A 22,637-nucleotide genomic window follows, 5' to 3' on the forward strand; every position below is an offset into this window, starting at 1 on the left:
CGTCGGGGCCGGCCCGCCGAGGGGCCGGTCGGCTCAGCCGTGGGTCGGTTCGCGGGTCTGCGTGTGACCCCCCGAGGTCGAGGCGCCGCTGGCCGAGGATCCCGCGGTGATCGGTGAGCCGCCCACGGAGGCCTGACGGGTCCGCAGGGCCGTACGGGTTCGCCGTTCCGTTCAGGCCGGGCCACCCGAAGGGGACGGCGTCGGTACGGACCGGCTGTCGCAGGCTGCCCTCAGGGCCTCGCGCAGGTGGCCGTTCGCGCTGGTGAGGAGCCGGGCCGCGGTGGGGGCGTCCACGTCGGCGAGCAGGAGCAGGATGGCGTCCTTGGCCCGCCCGTCGGTCGCGCTGAGGGCGTGGCTGATGCTCCGGTCGTCGGCTCCGGTGGCCTCGGCGACGATCCGGCGGGCGCGCTCGCGCAGCTTGGTGTTGGTGGCCCGGAGGTCGACCATCAGATTTCCGTACGTCCGGCCGAGGCGGACCATGACGGCCGTCGACACCATGTTGAGCACCAGTTTCTGTGCGGTGCCCGCCTTGAGCCGGGTCGAGCCGGCCAGCACCTCAGGGCCGACCTCCACCTCGACGGCCAGCTCGGCGGCGGCAGCCAGTGCCGAGCCGCGGTTGCAGGCCAGTCCGACGGTCAGGGCGCCGACGGCCCGCGCCGCCCGGACGGCCGCCACCGCGTACGGCGTGCGCCCGGAGGCGGAGATCCCGACCAGGGCGTCGGCGGGGGTGAGGGCGATCGCGGCCACGTCGGCCTCGGCGAGGTCGGGGCGGTCCTCGGCGCCCTCGGCGGCCTGGGTCACGGCCGTACGGCCGCCCGCGATCAGGCCGACGACGAGCGCCGGGTCGGTGCCGAAGGTCGGCGGGCACTCGGCGGCGTCCAGCACGCCGAGCCGGCCGGCCGTTCCCGCCCCGGCGTAGACCAGCCGTCCGCCGTGCGCCATCCGGGCGGCCACCGCGTCGACCACGGTGGCGATCCGCTCCAGCTGCCCCCCGACGACGGCGGCGACCGTGCGGTCCTCGGCGTTCATCAGGCGGAGCAGTTCGGCGGTGGGCAGTTCGTCGATCGAGGCCCACTCGGGGCGAATCGTCTCGGTCGGCGGCACGGCGGGCCGGTCCTGGTCGTCGTGGTCCGTCGGGCCGAGGCCGGTCGAGGGCCGGTCGGTTGCGTGCTTGTCCATGCGGCGAGCGTCCCCTGGTGCGAAGGGTCCGAATCCGGGCAAGCGTGGGAGGGAGGAGGTGATGGCCGTGGAGACGACCGTTTCCGAGCTGCTGGACCGGTTCGGCCGCACCTACGCGGAGGAGGCCGGGATCACGCTGCGCGACAAGCCATCGCCGCTCTACCGGCTGCTCGTCCTGACCGTGCTGTGCTCCGTGCGGATCAGCGCCGACACCGCGACGGCGGCGGCGCGCGAGCTGTCGGCCGTCGGGCTGCGGACGCCGCGCGCGATGGTCGGTGCCCGGCGCGGCACGCTCATCGCCGCGCTCGGCCGGGCCCACTACGTGCGGTACGACGAGAGCACCGCCACCGCGCTCGGGGAGGGCGCCGAGCTGCTGCTCGACCGCTGGCACGGTGACCTGCGGCGGCTGCGGGAGGAGGCCGGCGGCGAGTCGGGGCGGATCGGGGAGCTGCTGCAGGAGTTTCCCCGCATCGGGCCGGTCGGGGCCGGGATCTTCCGGCGCGAGGCGCAGGCGGTCTGGCCGTCACTGCGGCCGTACTTCGACGAGCGGGTGCTGACGGAGGCCCGGACGCTGGGGCTGCCGACGAGCCCCGCGGGGTTGGCGGCGCTCGTGGGGGCGAAGGACCTGGCCCGGTGGGCGGCGGCGCTGACGCGGGCGAGCCTGGCGCACGTCGGGGCTTCCTGAGCCGCCCGGCGGCGTGCGCCGCGGCGTAGGGCCGGCGAGCCATCGAGCCCGGCAGGGCCGTTGCGCCGTCGGGCCGTCACACCGTCAGGCCATCCAGAAGAACACCGCCGTCATCCGGCGCTCCGCCAGCTCGTTGCCGTAGTAGCCGGTGGCGCTGTGGATCAGGTTGGCGTTGTAGAGCAGCAGTTGGTTGTAGCGGTTGGGGACGCGGACGTCCTCGACGAAGTGGTCGGCGGGCACGCGGCGGGTGCCGAGCGCCTCGACGAGGTTGTTGTGCGGGGCGTCGACCACGTTGCCGCCGAGGCGGCCGCCGGGGAACTGCTGGCGGTAGAAGCTGGTGCCGGCGTCCTTGGGGGCGCCCGGGCTGAGGTAGAGCACGGCGGCGTAGCGGCAGAGCGCACGGGAGTCGGTGTGCGGGCGGGACTCCGACTCCCCGGCGCCGACCACCTGGACGCAGTTGTGGTTGAGCGTGCCGCCGCCCGGGGTGCTCTGCACCCAGAGCCGGGAGGCGCCGGTGGCCTTGCGGACCAGGGCCTCGACCCGGGCCAGTTCGTCGGGCTCCAGGCCCGGCATGGTGCGCAGGCCGGGCCAGGTCTCGGGACGGTGCGGGTATCCCTCGGTCCACTCGCCGCGGGCCAGGCAGCGCTCACGGACGGCGTCCGGATCGGGCAGGACGTCGTTCAGGACCCAGTAGTCGCGGCCCCGGGTGGGCTTGCGGTACGGCAGGACCGGCAGCGTGGTGGGCCTGATGGGCTGTGAGGGCATGGGCCGACGATAGAGGCGGTGATCGTCAATCTTCTGCCGTGAGCAGGTCAACCTTTCGTCAAGGGTTCTCCGTTCCGGCCGGACCACCGGGTTCCCGTACGGCGAAGCCGCCCAGCGCGCCCTCCAGGCGGTCGTAGGCCTGCACGGCCGAGGGGCGCACCGCGGCGGCGATCGCGGCGGGCGCCTCGTCGGCCAGGACACGACGGAGCACCTCGGTGAACACCGCCCGGTCGACGGCGGCGAGCAGCGCGGCGGCGACCCGGCTCTCGAAGCCGACGGGTCTCTCGTGCACGGCCTCGGCGAGCGCCTCGGCGAGGGCCGTCTCGCTCTGCTCGTGCACCTCGCGCAGCCGGGCGGCCAGGGCCGGGCTGTCGAAGACCGTGCGGACGAACGCCGGGCCGGAGAAGCCGAGCCGGGCGTCGTGGCGGTCGATCCCGGCCAGGCAGTCGCGGCGCAGCGCGGCGAGCGCGGACTCGCCGGGCGCGCGCTCGGCGACGGCCCGGGCGAGCCGGCCGACGAGCTCCTCGTGCAGGTCGAAGAAGAGGTCCTCCTTGCGCGGGAAGTGGTTGGTGACGGTCATCTTGGCGACGCCCGCGGCGGCCGCGACCTCGGCGATGGTCGTCCGGTCGAAGCCCTGCTCGATGAAGAGCCTGGTCGCGGCGTGCGAGATCGCCTCGCGGGTGCGGCGCTTGTTGAGCTCGCGGAGGTTCGGCGTGGTCCCGGTCTCGGTCATGGCGGGGAGCCTAGCGCAGGTCGCTGGGTCGGGTACAGGAATTAGGCTTGACCCAATCACTGTGTCCGTCCTAAGTTCTTCTCGGGCGGTCGGGGTGACCGCCGGGGCGACCGCCCGCCGGAGTGACATCCGGAGGGTCGGAGGGCGGTTCGCTCAAGGGCTGCCAAGGGGAGGGCGCATGACCACATCCGTCACTGCGAAGGGCCGCGGGGGAGTCCGCGCACCGGAGCCGGAGGCGATTCCGCCGGGCCTGTGGAAGATGGCCTCGGTACTCGCGCTGGGCCCGATCCTGGCGCTGCTGGACGCCACGATCGTGAACGTCGGCATCGACTCCGTCGGCCGCGATCTGCACAGCTCGATCGCGGCGGTGCAGTGGGTGGCCACCGGGTACCTGCTGGCGATCTCGTTGACCATGCCGCTCTCGGGCTGGGCCGCCGGCCGGTTCGGGGCCCGGCGGGCGTGGCTGGCCTCGGTCGTCCTGTTCGTCCTCGGATCGGCGCTGTGCGGCCTGGCCTGGTCGACGGGCAGTCTGATCGCCTTCCGGGTGCTGCAGGGGATCGGCGGCGGGATGATCCAACCGCTCGGCCAGGCGATCATCGTACAGGCGGCCGGGCCGTCCAGGGTCGGGCGCGTGATGGGCACCCTGATGCTCCCGATCAGCCTGGCGCCCGTCCTGGGGCCGATCCTCGGCGGGCTGGTGCTGGAGCACCTCGACTGGCGGTGGATGTTCCTGCTGAACATCCCGGTCGGCTTGCTGACGCTGCTGCTGGCCGCCCGCTGGCTGCCGGCCGACGAGGCGTCCGAGGCGCCGAAGCCCCGGCTGGACGTGACCGGCCTGCTGCTGCTCTCGCCCGGCCTGACCGGACTGCTCTACGGGTTCTCGACGATCGGTGACGGCGGGTCGGTCGGCTGGGCCGTCCTCGCCACGGGGGCCGTGCTGGTGGCGGTCTACGGCGGGTACGCGCTGCGGCTGGGGCGTGGCGGTGTCCGGACGCCGCTGATCGACCTGCGGCTGTTCGCCCGGCGCGGCTTCTCCGTGGCCACGGCGAACAGCTTCCTGCAGGGCGCCGCGCTCTACAGCTCGATGTTCCTGGTGCCGCTCTACTACCAGCAGGTGCAGCACGCCGGGGCGGTGGAGGCCGGGCTGCTGCTCGCACCGCAGGCCCTCGGCACGGCGGTCACCGCGATGCTGGCCGCCCGAATAACCGACCGCTTCGCGCCCCGTCCGCTGATCATGATCGGTATCGCCTGCTCGCTGGTCGGCACGCTCGCCTTCACCCGGCTGGGAAGTGGCTCCGATCCGGCCCACTGGCTGATCGCCGGCTCGTTGGCGCTGCGCGGCGCGGGCATGGGGATCATTGCGATCCCCGGCCTGGCGGCGGTGTACGGGAGCGTCGAGAAGGCCCAGGTCCCGGCGGCGGCCGGCGCGGTCAACGTGCTGAACCGGGTCGGCGGGGCGCTCGGCACGGCCGTACTGACGCTGGTCCTCCAGCAGGCGCAGCACGGTCATCCGGAGCGGCCGGGCGCGGCCTTCGGGGAGACCTTCTGGTGGGTGCTGGCCCTGTCCGCGCTGGCGATCGCACCGGCCTGGCTCTACCCGAACACCCGTAAGAACAGCGATGCCTGACCAGTCGTCAGTGACTCTGTCCCAGTCCGCGGCCCTTGAGTGGCCGCCGCCCTGGACCGACAGTCCTTCGGTCGACTGATCGACCCCTCGATCCCATGGAGGTCCCCGTGTTCACCAAGCACCCCGGCGATCTGCGCCTGCTCACCGTGCACGCGCACCCCGACGACGAGTCGAGCAAGGGCGCGGCCACCCTCGCTCGTTACGCCGCCGAGGGGGTGGAGGTCCTGGTCGCCACCTGCACCGGCGGTGAGCGCGGCTCGGTGCTCAACCCGGCGATGGACCGCCCCGAGGTCCGGGCCGACCTCGCCCGGATCCGGCGTGAGGAGATGGCGGCCGCCCGGGAGATCCTCGGGGTGCGCCAGCAGTTCCTCGGTTTCGTCGACTCCGGGATGCCGGGGCCGGACGAGCCGCTGCCGGAGGGCTGCTTCGCCGCCCAACCGCTCGACGTCGCCGCCGCGCCGCTGGTCGCGCTGATCCGCGAGTTCCGTCCGCACGTGGTGATCACCTACGACGAGACCGGCGGGTACCCGCACCCGGACCACGTGATGACCCACCGGGTCACCGTGGCGGCGTTCGAGGCCGCCGCCGATCCCGCGCGCTACCCCGGGGCGGGCGAGCCCTGGCGGGCCTCCAAGCTCTACTACCACCTGGCGCTGTCCCGGGCCTGGTTCCAGGCGCTGCACGACGGCATGACGCAGCGCGGCGTCCCGTCGGCGATGGGCGAGTTGCTCGCCGAGTGGCCCGACACCCCGCCCGCCCTGGCGACCACCACCCGGATCGCGTGCGCCGAGCAGTTCGCCGTACGGGACGCGGCGCTGCTGGCGCACGCCACCCAGGTCGCCCCGGGAGTCGCGTTCATGGCCCACCCCCGGGACATCGAGCGCGAGGTCTGGCCGACCGAGGACTACCACCTGGCCCGCAGCCTGGTGCCCGCAGCCGACGAGGCGGACGGAGCGTACGAGGCAGGCGGGGCCCTCGGGGCGGGCGGGGTCGAGAGCGACCTGTTCGCCGGGCTGCGGACGGGAGAGGGAGTGGGATGAGCCCGGAGCCGGAGAGCGCCGCGGCGTTCGTGGGTGCCGCGTCGCTTGCCGTCAGCTCAGGACTGGCCGGCAGCTCAGCACTGGCCGTCGGCGAGGACGTAGTAGCTCGGGCCGGTCTGCTTGAGGGTGTGGGTGACGAAGGTGTTCCAGAGGCCCATGCTCTGGCCCGAGCCGAGCGCGTAGGTCAGGCCGCTGCTCTGGGTGGCGCGGCCGGCCAGCACCTGGTCGTAGTTGCTCGCGGTGAAACACCGGGGAGCGTTCCCGGAGGTGGTCGCGGTGACCGCCGTCGATCGGGCGCCCACCGTGCCGGTCGCGTCGACCGCCGCCACGGCGTAGCCGTAGGTCGTGCCGGCGGCGAGACCGGTGTCGGTGAACGACGGTCCGTCGGTGCCGGCGACCTGGCTGCCGTCGCGGTAGACCCGGTACGAGGCCGCACCACTGACGGCCTGCCAGCCGAGGGTGATGGAGTTCGCCCCGGCCGGGCTCGCGGTCAGCCCGATCGGGGCGGGCAGGCCGGGGGAGGTCGGTCCGGTGCCGCCGTCCAGGCCCCAGAACTGGGCGGTGTAGTAGCTGGAGCAGATGGTGTCGAGGAAGTAGGCGCCGGTCGCCCCGCACCGGTCGTCGCCGGAGCCCGGGTGGACGGCCAGTCCGTGGCCCATCCCGCTGACGGTGAACAGTGCCACGACGGGGCGTCCGGCCGCGTCGGCGTAGAGCTCCTGGCTGGTGCCGCCCGGGAGGCTCCGGGTGCCGGTGGGCCGGGGGTCGACGCCCTGGACGTCGGTCCACTGGTCCCGCAGCTCGGTCGCGTTCACCGGCCGGACGACGGTGTCGGCGCTGCCCTGCCAGATCGCCACCCGGGGCCACGGTCCGGTGTAACCCGGGTACGCGGCCCGGACCTTGTCACCCCACTGCGTCGGCGTGAGCCCCTGGTCGCTGTTCTGGCAGCCCGAGGCGGCGCCCTGGGTGGTGGCGCAGTGGGCGGGCAGACCGGAGTCGACCGCCCCGCCGGCGAACACGTCGGGGTAGTCGGCCAGCAGGTCGGCGGTCATCCCGCCGCCCGCGGAGAGCCCGGTCACGAACACCCGCCGGGCGTCCGAGCCGTACAGGGCCTCGGCCTTGGTGACCATCTCGACCACCGACTCGGCCTCGCCGACGCCCCGGGCGTCCTTGCCCGCGTCGAACCAGCTGAAGCAGGACAGGCTGTTGTTGGCGCTGCTCGTCTGCGGAAACACCACGGCGAAGCCGTACCGGTCGGCGAACGTGGTCCAGCCGGAGTCGCGGTAGTAGTCGGTGGCGCTCTGCACACAGCCGTGCAGGGCGACCACCAGGGGCGCGCCGGCGGGCAGCGCGGCGGGGGTGTAGGTGTACATCGCCAGGTTGCCCGGGTTCGGACCGAACCCGGTGACCTGCTGGAACGTCCCGCTCACGGCGGCGGCCGCGGCGGAGGAGGCGGTCGTGGTCGCGGCGGGGACGGTCGCGGCGGTGGAGGCGCCGGCGGGCGCGGCGGCGGGGACCGCGAGGGCGGCAACGGCCAACAGCGCTGCGGCGAAGGGGCGCAGGGGCATCGGGACTCCTGGGTGGGGGAGGAGCGGGGGCGGATCCCGTGCAGCGTGGCGCGCCGCGCACCCCGGAGCCATGTGGTGGTCACCCGAGGTCCGCCGCCCGCACATGGCGCGATCCGCCATGGCTCGACCATCGCGCCGGGCGCGGGTCGAACGGAGGTTGACCCGCCGTACACCGGAAGGCACTTGAGACGGATCACCGAACCGGGCAGGTTGATCACATGACGACTTCCGAGATCGACTCCGACGAGCAGCAGCGCTCGGACGGCCAGGAGCTGCGCACCCGGACCCACACCTGGACGGCCGGCCCGCCGATCGCCGAGTACTCCCACCTGACCGGAGAGGAGATCCTGCTGGAGTGGATCGCCGGGCGGATCCCGGAGCCCTCGATCTGCAGCACCATGGGCTTCCACCTCACCGAGGTGAAGCCGGGAACGGCCGTGTTCGAGGGCCACTTCGGCGACCACCTGCACAACCCGATGAACACCGTGCACGGCGGCTACCTGGCCACCCTGCTCGACTCGGCACTCGGCTGCGCCGTGCTGAGCAAGCTGCCCGCCGGGCTGGGTTACACGACCACCCAGCTGAACGTGCACATGCTGCGGCCCCTGTTCGCGGACTCGGCGCCGGTGCGCTGCGAGGCCGAGGTGCTGCACCTGGGCCGGACGATGGCGACCGCCGAGGCCCGGGTGATCGGCACGGAGAACGGCAAGCTCTACGCGCACGCCACCACCACGTGCGCCGTCCTGGCCCCCCGTCCGGCGGTCTGACGGGTCCGAGGAGCGGGCGAGCATCCGATGGGACGACCGTGCCCCGGCCGCAGAAGCAGCCGGGGCACGAGCCGGCGCAGCCACACGGAGCCCTGTGAACCCCGACGAAGCCCTACGCGACCCCGGCGGACCCTACGCACCCCGGCGGAACCCGGAACCCGGAACCAGGGCCGGCTCAGAGCGCCGCGAGCACCCCGCAGAGCGCGAGGAGGCCGCAGATCCCGAAGTTGACGAGCTTGTGCGCGAGGAACACCGCCGCGAACTCGCGGATGGTCGCGGTCGGCCAGTAGTACCGGGCGGTGGGCGAACCGAGGACGTGCCCGTTGACACCGGTCTTGCGGGCGAGCAGCGCCGCCCGGAAGGCGTGGAAGTTGTTGGTGACCACGACGCACCGGTAGTCGGGCTTGGCCCGTTCCATGACGGCCTTGCTGAGGAGCAGGTTCTCCTCGGTGGTGCGCGAGCGGTCCTCCCGTTCGATGTGCTCGGCCGGGAAGCCGCGTTCGGTCAGGTAGTCGGCCATCGCGTGGGCCTCCGGCAGCTTCTCGTCCGGTCCCTGGCCGCCCGAGGTGATCAGCACCGGAGGGTTGCCCCGCGCGGCCTGCTTCTCGTACGCCTCGCGGCCCCGGTTCAGCCGGCTGGCCAGCAGCGGGGGGACGCGCTCGCCGTCGATCAGCCCGGAGCCGAGGACGACCACGAAGTCGACGTTCCGGCGCGGTCGGTGACGGCTGTAGAGGAAGGCGTAGCCGACGAAGCAGACGAACAGGAACGAGACGTAGAGCACCACCAGGACGGCGGTGCCCGCCAGGACGGCGAGCCGCCGGGAGCCGGTGGCGAGAGCGGCGAGCAGCAGCAGGGTGACGGCGATGATGCCCAGCCCGGCGAGCAGGGACAGCAGGTTGGCGGGCCGCCGGCCCTCCTTGCGGATCATGGTCATCCCGTTGGCGATCAGGAACCAGACCAGGGCCACGGTGCCGAAGGCCGGCAGCAGGATGATCGCGGCCGCCACGCCCTCCACCACCAGGCTGGGTGCTCTGCGGAGTTCGGTGAGCAGGGCGAGCGAGAGGAGCGAGACGGCGATGCCGAGGAGGACGGCGTTGCTGAACCGGCGGCGGTCGCGCAGCACCCCGACTCCGAACAACAGGAAGAACAGGGCGGCCGGGGCGTAGGCGATCATGCGTCGTATCGTAGGGGGTCATTGGTATGGGCCACTTGGGGCGAACGGGTCGGACGCGCCCTCGCGGATCGCGGATCGCGGATCGCGGATCGCGGCCCGCCGGCCGGGCCCCGGGGGCTCAGGCGAAGCGCTCGATCGCGGCCAGGACCGCTTCCGTCATCCGCGGGCTCCCGGTGTGCCCGGACTCGTCGACGACGGTCAGGCGGGCGTCCGGCCAGGCCTTGGCGAGCTTCCAGGCGATGCCGAGCGGTGCGCCGAGGTCCAGCCGGCCGTGGATCAGCTCGGCCGGGATCCCGGCCAGCCGCCCGGCGTCGCGCAGCAGTTGGCCGTCCTCCAGGAAGGCCCCGCGCGCGAAGTAGTGCGCGGTGATCCGGGTGAAGGCCATCAGGGCGTCGGAGGGGCGGTCGGAGTACGCGTTCGGCTTGCCCAGCGCCTCGTGCGAGATGACGGCGTCCTCCCAGGCGGCCCAGGCGTTGGCGGCGGCCCGTCGGACAGTCTCGTCGGGGCTGTCGAGCAGTCGGCTGTAGGCGGCGAGGAGGTCGCCGTCCCGGTCGGCGGCGGGCAGGAAGTCCCGGAACTCCTCCCAGGGGCCGGGGATCAGCCGGCTGACGCCCCGGTAGAGCCAGCCGAGTTCGTCGGCGTCGGTCGTGGTGACCCCGCAGATCACGATCCCGGAGACCCGCTCCGGGTGGGCCTGGGCGTAGGCGAGGATCAGCGTGGAGCCCCAGGAGCCGCCGTACAGCAGCCACTTGTCGATGCCGAGGTGCTCCCGCAGCCGCTCCATGTCGGCGATCAGGTGACCGGTGGTGTTGTGCTCCATCCCGGTCGACGGATCGGCGGCGTGCGGCAGGCTCTGCCCGCAGCCGCGCTGGTCGAACTGGACGACGTGGTAGCGCTCCGGGTCGAAGTACCGCCGGGAGCCCGGGTTGTGGCCGGATCCGGGCCCGCCGTGCACCACGACGGCCGGGGTCCCGGTCGGGTCGCCGGAGGCGTTCCAGTGCATCCGCTGCCCGTCGCCGACGTCCAACAGGCCCTGGGCGTACGGTTCGTAGAGCGGGTACGGGCCGGGCATCGGTGACTCCTCCGTGGTCGTACGGGCGGGCGCCCGGCGAGCCTACCCCGCAGGCCCGGTACGGGTGGGGCGGTCGGAAGCATCGGGCCGGGCCCGTGCACCCGGCCCGGCCTGATGCGGCCCGCCCCGGCCAGCCGGCCCGTCCGATCAGCGCCGTTCCGGCGGCAGCAGCGTCGCGAGGCCGTCGAGGATGCGCTCCACGCAGAACTCGAACCGGACGTCGAGGTCGGGCTCGGTGAGGTCCCCGGCCAGCTCGACCAGGTTGGGGAAGACCTCCACGGGCAGGGCGCGGAAGCGGTCGCGAACGGCGGTGACGGCGTCGAGCCGGCTGGCGCCGCCGGCCTCGGCGGCCGAGATCGGCGACTGCTCCTGCAGGACGAAGCCCTGGACGAACGAGCTCAGCAGGTAGGTCGTCAGGGCGGCGTGCGCATCGGAGAACCCGGCCTCCCGCAGCCGGTCCAGCTGGTCCTCCAGCAGCCCGAACAGGTGGGGGCCGGGGGCGAGGCGGCCGGCGACGACCTTCGCGGCGTCCCGGTTGTCGTGCAGGAGCTGTCGGTGACGCCAGCAGTAGCCGCGGAGTTGCACGCGCCAGTCGCCCTCGCGCGGCGGGGGCTCGGCCGAGGCCATGATCGCGTCGTTGAGCAGGTCGAGCAGCTCTTCCTTGTTGCGCACGTGCCAGTACAGCGAGGCCGCCTTGACGCCGACCTCGGCGGCGACCTTGCGCATCGAGAGCCCGGCGAGACCGTCCCGTTCCAGGACGCGCAGGGCCGCCTGGGCGAGGACCTCCCGGGTCAGGGCGGGCGTCCCGGGGCTCTTCTCCGGGGCGGCGGCGTCGTTCGCCGGTTCGGTCGCGCCGCTTCCTTGCGTGGTCGCGCCGCTCCCTCGTGCGGTCGCGTTGTTCCCGTGCGTGGTCGTGTCGTTCTCCGCCATGGCCGTGCGGACGCCTCCCGTGCCGTCGTGGATGTCCCACTTGCAATCTAACACCGTTAGGGGCACTCTGTGGCTGTCGAATCAGCCCCTAACGGTGTTAGGGGCTCTTGCTCGGGAGGGAATCCATGGACGGGTCGAGCGCCCGCCAGAGGCGGCTCGCGCTGCTCACGCTCTGCGTCACCATGTTCATGTCAATGCTGGACAACGTCATCGTCAACAACGCCCTGCCCCGCATCGGGCAGGACCTGGACACCGGGATCAGCGGCCTGCAGTGGATCGCCGAGGGCTACAGCCTGGTCTACGCGGCCCTCGTGCTGACCGGTGGCGCGCTCGGCGACCGGTACGGCCGCACCCGGGTGTTCCGCCTCGGCCTCGCCCTGTTCACGGCGGGCTCGGCCCTCGCCGCCCTCGCCGGGACGATCGGCGTGCTGGTCGGCGCCCGGATGCTCCAGGGCGTCGGGGCGGCGCTGCTCACCCCCGGCAGCCTCGCCCTGCTGCGGCACGTCTTCACCGACGAGCGCGAGCGGGCCGGGGCCATCGCCACCTGGTCCGGGGTCTCCGCGCTCGGCCTCTCGGTCGGCCCGGTGGTCGGCGGCCCGATGGTCGAGCACCTCGGCTGGGCCAGCGTGTTCTGGATCAACGTGCCGATCGGTGCGGCCGGGCTGCTGCTCGCGGTGCGCGTCCTGCCGGACATCCCGCCGCGACCGCGCCGGATCGACCTCGGCGGCCTCGCGCTGTCCGCCACCGGCCTGGCACTGCTGGTCTACGCGCTGGTCGAAGGGCCGTCCCGGGGCTGGACCGATGACCGGGTGCTCGGCTGCGGCGCCGTGTCCGTCGTCCTGCTGAGCGCCTTCCTGGTGCTCGAACTGCGCCTCGCCGAGCCGATGCTGGAGCTTCGGCTGTTCCGTGACGGGGCACTGGGCGGCGCGCTGCTCAGCGGATTCACGGTCAGTTTCGGGATGTTCGGCGCGCTGTTCTTCCTGCCGCTGATGATGCAGGGCACCCTCGGGTGGTCCCCGGCCGCGGCCGGCTACGCCGGGCTGCCGATGACCGCGATGCTGGTGGTCGCCGCGCCACTGTCCGGCCGGCTGACCGCGCGGTACGGCCCCAGGCCGCCGCTGGTGCTCGGCCTCGCCCTGTGCGCGGCCGGCCTCGGCGGCCTGGCGCTGTACGGCGACCACGCCCGCTACCCGCAGTACCTGTGGACGCTGTTCGCGATGGGCCTCGGAATGGGGCTGACCTTCACCCCGGTGTCGATCGCGGTGATGATGCGGGTCTCCCCGGCGCAGGCGGGGATGGCCTCGGCGACCGTCAACACGCTGCGGGAGCTCGGCGGTGTCCTCGGGATCGCCGTGCTGGGCGCCGTGCTGACCAACCGGCTGACGGACTCCCTGACGGCCGCCCTGCACCGGCTCGGCGTCCCGCCGGAGGCGGTCGGCCCGATCGCGGACGCGCCCGCCGGCGCGCTGCACGGCGCCGGCGGCCCCGGGGCGGCGGCGCCGTCGGCTCCCCTTCCCGGCCCGGTCCGGGACGCGGTGGACGGTGCGTTCATCGACGGCATTCACCTCGCCGTGCTCTGCGGCGCGGCAGCGCTCGCCGTCACCGCCGTCCTGGTCGCCGTACTGCTCGGCCGGGCCCGACCGGTCGTCCCTGGCGGTGCCGTCGCCGCCCGGCGCCCGCAGCCGGCGGACCCGGCAGAGCAGGCGGACCCGGCGGAGTCGCCGGCCTCGGCGGGTTCGGCCGGGGCCCACAGGGCCGAGGCCCACCGGGCCTGACCGGCCGCCGTCGTGGCGGCCGGTCAGTGGATCCCCTCGACCGCCGCCTGTGCCGCGCGGGCCAGGTCGCGGCGGGCGCCCGCGCGGGTGGGCCGCGGGGCGGGCGGCGGGATCGGCGGCAGGAAGGTCACGTCGGCGACCAGCCCGCGCGCCGCGACCACCCGCGAGAGCGAGGTGAGCAGCCCGTCGTCCCCGATGAAGGCGGGGATGCTGGTGGGCCGTCCGTCCGCCAGCCGGTAGCGGATGGTCACCGGCTGGACGCAGGCGCCGGCCTCCACCGCGGCCTGGAACAGCGCAGGCCGAAAGCGACCGCTCTCCCGCCCGCACCAGGTCGAGCCCTCCGGGAAGACGATCACCGGGTGGCCGGCGCGCAGCACCTCGGCCACCGCGGTGACGGTCTGCGGCAGCGTCCGCAGCCGGTCGCGGTCCAGGAACACCGTGCCGCCCCAGGCGACCAGCGGGCCGAGCACCGGCCACCGCCGGACCTCGGTCTTGGCCAGCGACCGGCCGGGCCGTCCGGCGGCCAGCAGCGGGATGTCCAGCCAGGACACGTGGTTGGCCACCACGAGCACCCCGCCCCCGCCACCGGGCGCGGCGCTCCCGCCCCCGCCACCGGGCGCGGCGCTCCCGGACCACCCGGACCCGGAAGCGGACCCGGTGCCGGGCCCGGCGAGGTGGACGGTCACCCCGAGCGTGCGCAGCACGACGCGGGCCCAGAGCCGGATCAGCCGCTCCCGCCCGCCGTGGGGGATGAGGCGGACCGGCAGGCTGAGCGCCACCCCCGCCACGACCACCGCCAGACAGGCCGTCAGTCGCAGCACCCGCCGGGCGTGGGAGACCTCCGGCGAGGGGTCGGCCAGGCAGGTCTCCGGCCGGCAGGTCGCCGTGGGAAGCCAGACGCTCATGACGCGGTGCCCGTGCCGGGCATTCCGGCGAGGAAGTGCCGCAGGTAGCGCGGGTCGGTGCGCTCCAGCGAGAGCAGCACGTACAGGTCGGCGCAGTCGAAGTCCGGGTCGTACGCGGGCTCCCCGCAGACCCAGGCGCCGAGCCGCAGGTAGCCGCGGAGCAGGGCCGGCAGGGCTCCCCGCTCGGCGCGCGGCACACCGGTGGAGTCCCAGCGGCGGTGCGGGGCGACCCGGTACTCGGCGGGGGCCAGGTGCTTGGCGCTGACGGTGTCCCAGACCCGGGCCGCGGTGGCGCCGCCGTCGTCGAGGCCGATCGAGCAGCAGCCGCCGACCCAGGTGTTGCCGGTGTCGGCGAGGTAGCGGGCGATGCCGCCCCACATCAGGTTGATGACGGCGCCGTTGCCCCGGTGGTCCGGGTGGATGCAGGAGCGCCCGAGCTCGACCAGGCCGGGGCGGACCGGCGCCAGGGCGGACAGGTCGAACTCGCCCTCGGAGTACAGCCCGCCGGCCCGCCGGGCCGCCTCGGGGCGCAGCAGCCGGTAGGTGCCGACGACGGTGCCCTGCTCGCCCTCGCGGACCAGGAGGTGGTCGCAGTACTCGTCGAACGGGTCGACGTCCAGGCCCGCGACCGGGCTGTGCAGGACGGCGCCCAGCTCGGCGCCGAACACCTGGTGGCGCAGCCGCTGGGCGGCGCGCACGTCGTCCTCGTCGCGGGCGAGGGAAACCGTGTAGGCGGGAGCGGCGGTGGCGGTGGCGGTGGCGGGGGCCACGGCCAGGGCGGGCCGGCGGCGGGGGGCCGGGACCGTCGGGGCGTCGTGGGTGGGGGCTACTGCGGACGGAGCGTACGTGGGGACGGTGGTCATGGCGGACCCTCCAGGGCAGCACGATCGGCGGTGCCGAGGATCACCAGGGCACCGTCCCGGTCCGCAGGTGGTTGGGCATGGACGCGAACCGGTCTCGGTATGTTTTTCCGAGTCGGTTGGCATTCACGTTGCGGCCCGGCGGAGCGCAGATGTGCACCTGTTGAATGGGACCACCCGTGGCCCGCCGGTCACCTGCTCGGCACCGGGCGCTCGCCCGCAGGGGGTGGACAACGGGGGCGTACGGCTGCCTTCCCCGTACGCCCCCGCGAACCCGGTCACCCCGGTCGCCCCGGTCGCCCCGGTCGCCCCCCGTCGTCACCCCGCTCACCCCGGGGACCAGGGCCGGCCCACCCTGCTCACCGGTGCCGCAGGGCATCCTGGTTCACCCGGAGCCGCAGGGCATCCTGCTCACCCGGTGCCCGCAGGCATCCCGCTCACATCGCCTGCCAGCCCTCCGGCTCGACGCCGCCCGGGACGGCGTCGGCCGGGCCGTACGGCTCGCGGGTGTAGACGAAGGAGCCGACGTCGAGGTGGCTGACCGTGCCGTCGGAGCGCCGGACCACCCGCAGGGTCTCGCCCGCGTAGTAGTTGTCCAGGCCGGTCCAGGTGCCGTCCGGCTCGGGCCGGAAGCGCGAGCCCCGGGTGCCGCCCGCGAGCTGGGTGAGCTCCAGGACGCCGCCCGGCCGCAGCCGCAGGACGTTCGGGGCGGCGCCCCAGTACCAGGGGCCGGTGAGCGCCAGCAGCTCCTGGTCGACCTCGGGCAGCGGCCGCCAGGGTTCGGGCAGCCGGGGCTCGTGCTCGGCGGTGAGTGCGATCAACTGGGCGGCCAGCAAAGGGGTGCTGGGGCCGCTGGTGGCGTTGGCGAGGGCGTACGCGGCCAGTCCGTCGGCCGCGCTGACCCAGAGGCCCGCCGTGAACCCGGGCATCGAGCCGGAGTGTCCGTACAGCAACCGGCCCTCGTGGCGGTGCAGTTGCAGGCCGAGGCCGAAGGCGGTGGTCCACCCGTCGTCGAGCGGGGCGACGACGGGGCGGCGCATCTCGGCGAGCGTCCCGGTGGCGAGCACCTTGTCGTCGCCCGAGGCGAGGAAGGCCGCCCAGCGGGCCAGGTCGGCGCCGGTGGACCAGAGTTGGCCGGCCGGGCCCATCAGGCCGGTGTCGGTGAGCGGTTCGGGTCGCATGACGTCGGCCCACGGGTGGACGGCGAAGCCCCCGGCGTGCGGGTGCTCGGGCAGCAGCGTGGTGCGGTCCATGCCGAGCGGGGCCAGCACCTCGCGGCGCAGCACCTCGCCCCAGGGTTCGCCGCGCAGTTTCTCCACCAGCGCGCCGAGCAGCGCGTAGCCGGGGTTGGAGTAGTGGAGGAGGCGGCCGGCCGGGTGCTTGAGCGGGCGTTCGGCCTCCAGCAGGTCGGCCAGGCCGGGGCGCAGCGAGCCCTCGGTCCGCTCCCACCACGGGCCGGGGGTCTCGGCGGCGAGGCCCGAGGAGTGCGAGAGCAGCTGGGCGACGGTCGCGTCGTCGGCCGCGGTGCCGGGCAGGTGGCGGGCGAGCGGGTCGGCGAGGTCGAGCAGGCCCTCGTCGCGCAGCCGCAGCACCAGCACGGCGACGAAGGTCTTGGTGAGCGAGCCGATCCGGAACTGGACGTCGGGGGTGGGCGCGTGCCCGTCGATCATGCTGCGGGCGCCGCTCCACACCGGCTGCCCGTCCCGCACCACCCCGGCGACCACGGCGGGCGCGCGCCCCTCGGCCTGGGCGACGGCGACCCGGTGCAGCAGGGCGCGGCGGGTGACCGGCAGCAGCTCGGCGGGCAGGTCGGTCATGTGGTCTTCGAATGTCGTCGACATTGGACGGACAGTAGCCCAGTCCGGCCGCGCCTCCGACCGGATATACCGCGCCCCGACCGGACCCGCCACGCCCCGACCGGACGACCCGCGCCCCCGACCGGACCAGCCACGCCCCCGACCGGACGAGTCGCACGTCCGGCCGGGTGACCGCCCCGCCCCGACGCGGGCTCAGCCCGGCAGCGGCGGCAGCTCCGGCCGTTCCAGCCAGGCCTCGAAGAGCGGGCCGAGCGGGGTGGTGGTGTACCGGGAGGCGTGCGCCCGCAGGTCGGCGGTGTTCACCACGCCGTGCCGGTTGAGGCTCGTCCAGTCCCGCAGCATCGCGAAGAACGCGTCGTCGCCCAGCGTGCGCCGCAGCGCGTGCACGACGAGACCGCCGCGCTGGTACAGCCGGTCGTCGAACATCAGCTTCCGGGTCGGGTCGCCGAGGATCAGGTCCTGCGGCTGCCCGCCGAGCAGCGTGTGCGCGACGGCCGCGCGGGTGGCCGCGGCGGGGCCGCCGGCGTGCTCGGACCAGAGCCACTCCGCGTACTTGGCGAAGCCCTCGTTGAGCCAGATGTGCCGCCAGTCGGCGATCGTGACGCTGTTGCCGAACCACTGGTGGGCCAGCTCGTGCGCGATCAGCCGCTCGCGCTCCCAGCCGCCGCCGAGGTGGTTGGTGCCGAAGGTGGCGACGCCCTGCGCCTCCACCGGGACGTCCAGTTCCTCGTCGGCGAGGACGACCGCGTACTCGCCGAACGGGTACGGCCCGAAGACCTCGCCGAAGTAGCTCAGCATCTCGGGCTGCCGGGCGAAGTCCCGGGCGAACCCGTCGGCCAGCCGCTCCGGCACGTGCCCGGTCTGCGGCACGGCGGGCCGGGCGGCCAGCGGCACTGCCCGGTAGTGGCCGATCGACACCGTCACCAGGTACGTCGAGGTCGGCGCGCTCTGCTCGTACACCCAGGTCGTGCTGGACGCCCGGGTGGTGCGGGTCAGCAGCCGGCCGCTCGCCACCACGGTGAACGGGGACGGCGTGGTCACCGCGATCTGGTAGGTCGCCTTGTCGGCCGGCCGGTCGTTGCACGGGAACCAGGACGGCGCGCCGACCGGCTGGCTGGCCACCAGCGCGCCCTCGGTCAGCTCCTCCCAGCCCAGGCCGCCCCACGGGCTGCGCACCGGGCGAGGGTTGCCGGTGTAGTGCACCTCGACGGTGAACGCGGCGCCCGCCGCGAGCGGCTTCGCCGGGCGGATGCGGAGCTTGCCGGCGCGGTGGGTGTAGCGGGCGGCCCGGCCGTCGACGAGCACCCGCCCGATCCGGAAGTCGGCCAGGTCGAGCGCGAACTCCGCCAGGGCGGTGTCCGCGACCGCGCTCAGCCGGGCCGAGCCGGCCAGCCGGTTGGGGCCGGGCCGGTAGTCCAGCGTCAGCTCGTAGCGGTGCACCCGGTAGCGGTGGTCGCCGCTGTTCGGGAAGTACGGGTCCGGGGCGCCGGCGGCCGCGGGGGCGTGCTTGGACTTCACGGGGACGTGCGCTTCCTGCGGGCCGGGACGGGTGGTCGTCGAGGCGGTCATGACGTGGTCTGCCACACCTCGATGGGGTTGCCCAGCCACCGCGTGTCGGCGGGGACGGACTCGGCGCGCATCACCAGCGAGGCCGGGCCCAGCGTGCTGCGCGCGCCCACCGTGCTGCCGGGCAGCACGATTCCGCCCGGGCCCAGGGTGGCGCCCTCGCGGAGGACCACAGTATCCATCCGCATGATCCGGTCGTGGAAGAGGTGGGTCTGGACGACGCAGCCCCGGTTGATGCTGACGCCGTCGCCGAGGGTGACCAGGTCCGCCTCCGGCAGCCAGTAGCTCTCGCACCAGACACCGCGCCCGACCTTCGCGCCGAGCCCGCGCAGCCACAGGTTCAGCACCGGCGTGCCCGGCACCGCGCCGACCAGCCAGGGCACCGCCAGCATCTCCACGAAGGTGTCCGCCAGCTCGTTGCGCCACACGAAGCCGCTCCACAGCGGGTGCTCCACCGCTCGGAACCGCCCGACCAGCAGCCACTTCGCGACCACCGCGACCACACAGGCCACCGCGCCGGCGCCCAGCAGCACCAGGCCCGACAGCAGCGCCGCGGTCAGCGGCGAGCCCGCCGCCAGCCAGGACAGCGCCGCCACCGTCAGCAGGCCCAGCGCCCCCGAGGCCAGCACCGGCACGACCCGGGCCACCTCGACCAGCCCGCGCGCCCACAGCAGCCGGGCCGGCGGCTCGTACGTCAGGCTCTGGTCGGCCTGGTCCGCCGAGCGGGGCAGCCGCATCGGGGGCATGCCCAGGTACGAGCCGCCCTTCTTCGCCTTCGCCGGGGTCGCCGACAGCACGCCCACCAGGCCGCGCTTGGGCACCGAACGGCCCGGCGCGGTCATCCCCGAGTTGCCGAGGAAGGCCCGCTCGCCGACCTTCGCCTCGCCGAGCCGCACCCAGCCGCCGCCCAGCTCGTACGGGGCGATCAGGGTGTCGTCGGCCAGGAACGCGCCGTCGCCGACCGTGGTCAGGCTGGGCAGCGCCAGCACCGTCGAGACCTCGGCGTGCCGGCCGATCCGCATCCCGAGCGCCCGCAGCCACAGCGGCGTGACCAGCCCGGCGTACAGCGGGAAGAGCACCTCACGGGCCCGGTCCATCAGCTGGGTGACCGTCCAGGCCTGCCAGCCGACCCGCCCGTGCAGCGGGTGCGTGCCGGGCACCAGACCGATGCTGAGCAGCCGGACCAGCGCCAGCAGCTGCCCCGCGTACACCGCGCCGTACGCGAGGGTCGCGGGAAGCAGGCCGAGCAGCGCGCCGCCGAGCGCCGGGCCGAGCGCGTCGCCCTCGTGGACGAAGCGGGAGAGCACGGCGAGGCCGGCCAGGGCGGGCAGTGCCGGGAGCAGGCCGAGCACGGCACCGCTGGCGCCGTACAGCGCGGCCCAGCGGGCCCGGCGGTGCGGGCGCTCCTTGGGCCAGGTGCGCTCGGCGCGGCCCAGCTTGGCGGCGGGCGCGCCGCCCCAGCGCTGGCCGGTCGGCACCTGGCCGGTGACGCTGGAGCCGGCCACCACCTGGGCGCGCTTGCCGATCCGGGCACCGGGCAGCAGTGTCGAACGGGTGCCGACCACGGCTCCGGAGCCGACCTTGACCTGGCCGATCAGCAGCCGGTCGCCGTCCAGCCAGTAGCCGCACAGGTCCACCTCGGCCTCGACCGCGCAGCCGCGGCCCAGCTTGAGCATCCCGGTGACGGGCGGCAGCGAGTGCAGGTCGACGTCGGACGCGACCTTGCAGCCCAGCGCGCGGGCGTAGCGCACCAGCCAGGCGCCGGACAGCGAGGTGGCGCCGCTCAGCTCGGCGAGCCGCTCGGCGGCCCAGAGCCGCAGGTGGACGGCGCCGCCGCGCGGGTGGCTGCCGGGGCGCAGGCCGCGCAGCAGCAGCCGGGCGCCGCCCGCCGAGACCGCGAGCCGCCCCGCCGGGGTGTACAGGGCCAGCGCGCCCGCGCCGACCCACCACCAGGAGGCGGTGGGCGCCCACGGGTAGTCCCCGAGGTGCGTGAGCAGGTTCCCGGCCGCCAGCAGGGCGACCGTCCAGCGCAGGCCGACCACCGTGAACAGCGGGATCAGCAGGAGCAGCTGCAGCAGCTTGGCCCGGGTCGGCACCAGGGTGACGGTGCGGGCCTCGGCGCTGTCGGCGGCGGTGCGCTCCAGGTGCCGGGCGAGCTTGCGCAGCGTCGGGTTCTGGTAGATGTCGAGGACGGCCGCGCTCGGGTAGCGGGTGCGCAGCAGGGTGGTCAGCCGGGCGGCGGCCAGGCTGCCGCCGCCGATCGCGAAGAAGTCGTCGCGCGCGCCGCCGACCTTGATGCCGAGGATCTCGGACCACTGCTCGGCCAGCCACGCCTCGGTGCCGTACAGCTGCTCGCCGGGGCCGGCGGTCTCCAGGTCGGGCAGCGGCCAGGGCAGGGCGGCCCGGTCCACCTTGCCGGAGGTCCGGGTGGGCAGGGTCTCGACGGTGGCGAGCAGCGGGACGAGGGCGGCCGGCAGCTCGGCGCGCAGCCGCTCGACGGCCTGCTCGCGGTCGAAGCCGTCCTGGACCACCAGGTAGCCGACCAGCAGTTGGTTGCCGCCGCGCGCGGTCCGTACGGCGGCGGCCGCGCCCGCCACGCCGGGCAGGGCCTGCAGGGCCGCGTCGACCTCGCCGAGCTCGATCCGGCGCCCGCCCAGCTTGATCTGCTCGTCGGTGCGGCCGAGGAACAGCAGGCCGGCCGGGTCGGCCTGGACCAGGTCGCCGCTGCGGTAGGCGCGCTCCCAGCCCAGCGAGGCCAGCGGGGCGTACTTCTCGGCGTCCTTCTCCGGGTCGAGGTAGCGGGCCAGGCCGACCCCGCCGATCACCAGCTGCCCGGTGCCGCCGGGGGCGACCGGCTCGCCGGCCTCGTCCACCACGGCGAGGTCCCAGCCGTCCAGCGGCAGGCCGATGCGCACCGGGCCCTCACCGGTGAGCAGCGCGGCGCAGGCGACTACGGTGGCCTCGGTGGGGCCGTAGGTGTTCCACACCTCGCGGCCCTCGGTGACCAGGCGCTGCACCAGCTCGGGCGGGCAGGCCTCGCCGCCGAAGATCAGCAGCCGCACCTCGTTCAGTGCCTCGGCCGGCCACAGCGCGGCCAGGGTCGGGACGGTGGAGACCACGGTGATCTCCTGCTCGGCCAGCCAGGGGCCGAGGTCGGCGCCGCTGCGCACCTGCGAGCGGGGTACGGGCACCAGGCAGGCGCCGTGCCGCCAGGCCAGCCACATCTCCTCGCAGGAGGCGTCGAAGGCCACCGACAGGCCGGCCATCACCCGGTCGCCGGGGCCGATCGGCTCGTCCTGGAGGAAGAGCGCGGCTTCGGCGTCGACGAAGGCGGCGGCGTTGCGGTGGCTGACGGCGACGCCCTTGGGCTTGCCGGTGGAGCCGGAGGTGAAGATGATCCAGGCGTCGTCGGCGGGGGTGGGGCGGCGTCCGACGGCGGGCGCGCGCTCGGCCGTGGTGGCGAGGGCACGGTCGGCGCCCAGCACGGCGGCGACACCGGCCTCGCCGAAGACCAGCTCGGCGCGCTCGTCCGGGTCCTCCGCGTCGACCGGCACGTAGGCGGCCCCGGCGGCGAGCACCGCGAGGATCGAGACGTACAGGTCGTTGGTGCCGGAGGGCACCCGCACGCCGACCCGGTCGCCGGGGGCGATCCCGGCGGCGGCCAGGCGGCGGCGCAGCTGCTCGACCTCGGCGGCCAGCGCGCGGTAGCTGAGCACGGCACGGCCGTCGTCCAGGGCCGGCTCGTCCGGGTGGGCGCGCACGGTGGCGTCCAGGACGTCCACCAGGGTGCGCGGCGCGGCGGCCGGGCGGCCCGGGAACAGGGCGCGCGGCGGCCGTGCGGTCTGCAGCGGTCGGCCGGGTTCGTTCGACTGGCTCGGTTCAGCTGTCATGGCAGCCCGTGCGCTCCTCGTCCTCGCCCCGTTCCGATCGATGCCCGGCCCTTGGGGGCGGTGGGACCACTCGCCGTAACCGGGTGACCCCACTCCGGGGCCGGAGCGGACAACCTGACCGATGGTAGCTCCGTATCTTCGGCGCTGCAGGAGGACGTGTGTGGCCAACTCGGCCGGAGGAGCGTGAATATGACGTGACGTCAGATCGCAACTCGGGCTCGGTCAAACCAGTGTGACGACCGGTCAGTCGAATTGACGGTTCGTCAGATCGTATTTTCGATCGTGAT

Annotated in this window: 17 protein-coding genes; 5 read left to right on the top strand and 12 right to left on the bottom strand. The window is 74.6% G+C overall.

Annotated features, from left to right (window positions below; genetic code table 11):
* Positions 1–171 precede the first annotated feature (171 nt).
* Positions 172–1,179, bottom strand: a complete 1,008-nt coding sequence (murQ, locus tag ACIRST_RS00365; protein WP_402798694.1) for an N-acetylmuramic acid 6-phosphate etherase — start codon at positions 1,177–1,179, stop codon at positions 172–174.
* Between the two features lie 61 nt (positions 1,180–1,240).
* On the opposite strand from murQ, the gene ACIRST_RS00370 reads away from it, so the two are divergent.
* The gene (locus ACIRST_RS00370) at positions 1,241–1,864 is read left to right on the top strand and encodes an endonuclease (protein WP_402798695.1); all 624 of its coding nucleotides are present in this window, start codon (positions 1,241–1,243) and stop codon (positions 1,862–1,864) included.
* Between the two features lie 84 nt (positions 1,865–1,948).
* On the opposite strand, the gene ACIRST_RS00375 is transcribed toward ACIRST_RS00370, so the two are convergent.
* A complete protein-coding gene (locus ACIRST_RS00375; protein ID WP_350520300.1) occupies positions 1,949–2,629 on the bottom strand; it encodes a DUF6445 family protein in 681 nt (226 codons plus the stop codon).
* Positions 2,630–2,687: 58 nt separating this feature from the next.
* On the bottom strand, positions 2,688–3,362 hold the full coding sequence (locus ACIRST_RS00380; RefSeq protein WP_402798697.1) for a TetR/AcrR family transcriptional regulator: 675 nt from the start codon (positions 3,360–3,362) through the stop codon (positions 2,688–2,690).
* 178 nt (positions 3,363–3,540) lie between these two features.
* Between ACIRST_RS00380 and ACIRST_RS00385 the strand changes: the two genes are divergently transcribed.
* Both ACIRST_RS00385 and mca read left to right on the top strand, forming a co-directional pair.
* Positions 3,541–4,989, top strand: coding sequence for an MDR family MFS transporter (locus ACIRST_RS00385; protein ID WP_402798700.1), 1,449 nt, complete (start codon positions 3,541–3,543; stop codon positions 4,987–4,989).
* Between the two features lie 107 nt (positions 4,990–5,096).
* Positions 5,097–6,029 carry a mycothiol conjugate amidase Mca gene (mca, locus tag ACIRST_RS00390; protein ID WP_402798702.1) on the top strand — a complete coding sequence of 311 codons (933 nt, stop codon included), beginning with the start codon at positions 5,097–5,099 and terminating at the stop codon, positions 6,027–6,029.
* Positions 6,030–6,103: 74 nt separating this feature from the next.
* Here the strand turns inward: mca and ACIRST_RS00395 are convergent, their stop codons facing one another.
* Positions 6,104–7,594 carry a PHB depolymerase family esterase gene (locus ACIRST_RS00395; protein WP_402798704.1) on the bottom strand — a complete coding sequence of 497 codons (1,491 nt, stop codon included), beginning with the start codon at positions 7,592–7,594 and terminating at the stop codon, positions 6,104–6,106.
* Positions 7,595–7,812: 218 nt separating this feature from the next.
* On the opposite strand from ACIRST_RS00395, the gene ACIRST_RS00400 reads away from it, so the two are divergent.
* Positions 7,813–8,361, top strand: coding sequence for a PaaI family thioesterase (locus tag ACIRST_RS00400; protein WP_402798707.1), 549 nt, complete (start codon positions 7,813–7,815; stop codon positions 8,359–8,361).
* A 175-nt stretch (positions 8,362–8,536) separates the two neighbouring features.
* Here ACIRST_RS00400 and ACIRST_RS00405 read toward each other — a convergent pair whose 3' ends face one another.
* The 3 genes from ACIRST_RS00405 to ACIRST_RS00415 form a co-directional block, all read right to left on the bottom strand.
* Positions 8,537–9,535: a YdcF family protein gene (locus ACIRST_RS00405; protein ID WP_350520294.1), complete on the bottom strand. Its 999-nt coding sequence runs from the start codon at positions 9,533–9,535 to the stop codon at positions 8,537–8,539.
* 118 nt (positions 9,536–9,653) lie between these two features.
* Positions 9,654–10,607 (bottom strand): prolyl aminopeptidase, encoded by a 954-nt coding sequence (pip, locus tag ACIRST_RS00410; protein WP_402798709.1) that lies wholly within the window; start codon positions 10,605–10,607, stop codon positions 9,654–9,656.
* 147 nt (positions 10,608–10,754) lie between these two features.
* Positions 10,755–11,537, bottom strand: coding sequence for a TetR/AcrR family transcriptional regulator (locus ACIRST_RS00415; RefSeq protein WP_402798710.1), 783 nt, complete (start codon positions 11,535–11,537; stop codon positions 10,755–10,757).
* 125 nt (positions 11,538–11,662) lie between these two features.
* Here ACIRST_RS00415 and ACIRST_RS00420 point away from each other — a divergent pair, with 125 nt between their 5' ends.
* Complete coding sequence (locus ACIRST_RS00420; protein WP_402798711.1) at positions 11,663–13,312, top strand: MFS transporter; 1,650 nt, start codon at positions 11,663–11,665, stop codon at positions 13,310–13,312.
* A 23-nt stretch (positions 13,313–13,335) separates the two neighbouring features.
* On the opposite strand, the gene ACIRST_RS00425 is transcribed toward ACIRST_RS00420, so the two are convergent.
* From ACIRST_RS00425 to ACIRST_RS00445, 5 genes are all read right to left on the bottom strand, one after another.
* The gene (locus ACIRST_RS00425) at positions 13,336–14,217 is read right to left on the bottom strand and encodes a lysophospholipid acyltransferase family protein (protein WP_402798713.1); all 882 of its coding nucleotides are present in this window, start codon (positions 14,215–14,217) and stop codon (positions 13,336–13,338) included.
* Entirely contained in the window at positions 14,214–15,080 is an 867-nt protein-coding gene (locus tag ACIRST_RS00430; protein ID WP_402798714.1) for a GNAT family N-acetyltransferase, read from the bottom strand. Before ACIRST_RS00430 ends, ACIRST_RS00425 begins: the two co-directional genes overlap by 4 nt.
* 434 nt (positions 15,081–15,514) lie before the next feature.
* Entirely contained in the window at positions 15,515–16,918 is a 1,404-nt protein-coding gene (locus ACIRST_RS00435; RefSeq protein WP_350520288.1) for a serine hydrolase domain-containing protein, read from the bottom strand.
* 168 nt (positions 16,919–17,086) lie between these two features.
* Complete coding sequence (locus tag ACIRST_RS00440; protein WP_350520287.1) at positions 17,087–18,478, bottom strand: M1 family metallopeptidase; 1,392 nt, start codon at positions 18,476–18,478, stop codon at positions 17,087–17,089.
* Positions 18,460–22,350 carry a Pls/PosA family non-ribosomal peptide synthetase gene (locus ACIRST_RS00445; protein WP_402798717.1) on the bottom strand — a complete coding sequence of 1,297 codons (3,891 nt, stop codon included), beginning with the start codon at positions 22,348–22,350 and terminating at the stop codon, positions 18,460–18,462. Before ACIRST_RS00445 ends, ACIRST_RS00440 begins: the two co-directional genes overlap by 19 nt.
* Positions 22,351–22,637: the final 287 nt, after the last annotated feature.

Origin of the sequence: Kitasatospora sp. NPDC101447 (genome assembly GCF_044767225.1) — a bacterium.
GTDB lineage: Bacteria > Actinomycetota > Actinomycetes > Streptomycetales > Streptomycetaceae > Kitasatospora.

Coding starts and splice junctions, on each gene's coding strand:
- murQ (WP_402798694.1), bottom strand. CDS start 1,179: ATGGACAAGCACGCAACCGACCGGCCCTCGACCGGCCTCGGCCCGACG.
- ACIRST_RS00370 (WP_402798695.1), top strand. CDS start 1,241: ATGGCCGTGGAGACGACCGTTTCCGAGCTGCTGGACCGGTTCGGCCGC.
- ACIRST_RS00375 (WP_350520300.1), bottom strand. CDS start 2,629: ATGCCCTCACAGCCCATCAGGCCCACCACGCTGCCGGTCCTGCCGTAC.
- ACIRST_RS00380 (WP_402798697.1), bottom strand. CDS start 3,362: ATGACCGAGACCGGGACCACGCCGAACCTCCGCGAGCTCAACAAGCGC.
- ACIRST_RS00385 (WP_402798700.1), top strand. CDS start 3,541: ATGACCACATCCGTCACTGCGAAGGGCCGCGGGGGAGTCCGCGCACCG.
- ACIRST_RS00395 (WP_402798704.1), bottom strand. CDS start 7,594: ATGCCCCTGCGCCCCTTCGCCGCAGCGCTGTTGGCCGTTGCCGCCCTC.
- ACIRST_RS00400 (WP_402798707.1), top strand. CDS start 7,813: ATGACGACTTCCGAGATCGACTCCGACGAGCAGCAGCGCTCGGACGGC.
- ACIRST_RS00405 (WP_350520294.1), bottom strand. CDS start 9,535: ATGATCGCCTACGCCCCGGCCGCCCTGTTCTTCCTGTTGTTCGGAGTC.
- pip (WP_402798709.1), bottom strand. CDS start 10,607: ATGCCCGGCCCGTACCCGCTCTACGAACCGTACGCCCAGGGCCTGTTG.
- ACIRST_RS00415 (WP_402798710.1), bottom strand. CDS start 11,537: ATGGCGGAGAACGACACGACCACGCACGGGAACAACGCGACCGCACGA.
- ACIRST_RS00420 (WP_402798711.1), top strand. CDS start 11,663: ATGGACGGGTCGAGCGCCCGCCAGAGGCGGCTCGCGCTGCTCACGCTC.
- ACIRST_RS00425 (WP_402798713.1), bottom strand. CDS start 14,217: ATGAGCGTCTGGCTTCCCACGGCGACCTGCCGGCCGGAGACCTGCCTG.
- ACIRST_RS00430 (WP_402798714.1), bottom strand. CDS start 15,080: ATGACCACCGTCCCCACGTACGCTCCGTCCGCAGTAGCCCCCACCCAC.
- ACIRST_RS00435 (WP_350520288.1), bottom strand. CDS start 16,918: ATGTCGACGACATTCGAAGACCACATGACCGACCTGCCCGCCGAGCTG.
- ACIRST_RS00445 (WP_402798717.1), bottom strand. CDS start 22,350: ATGACAGCTGAACCGAGCCAGTCGAACGAACCCGGCCGACCGCTGCAG.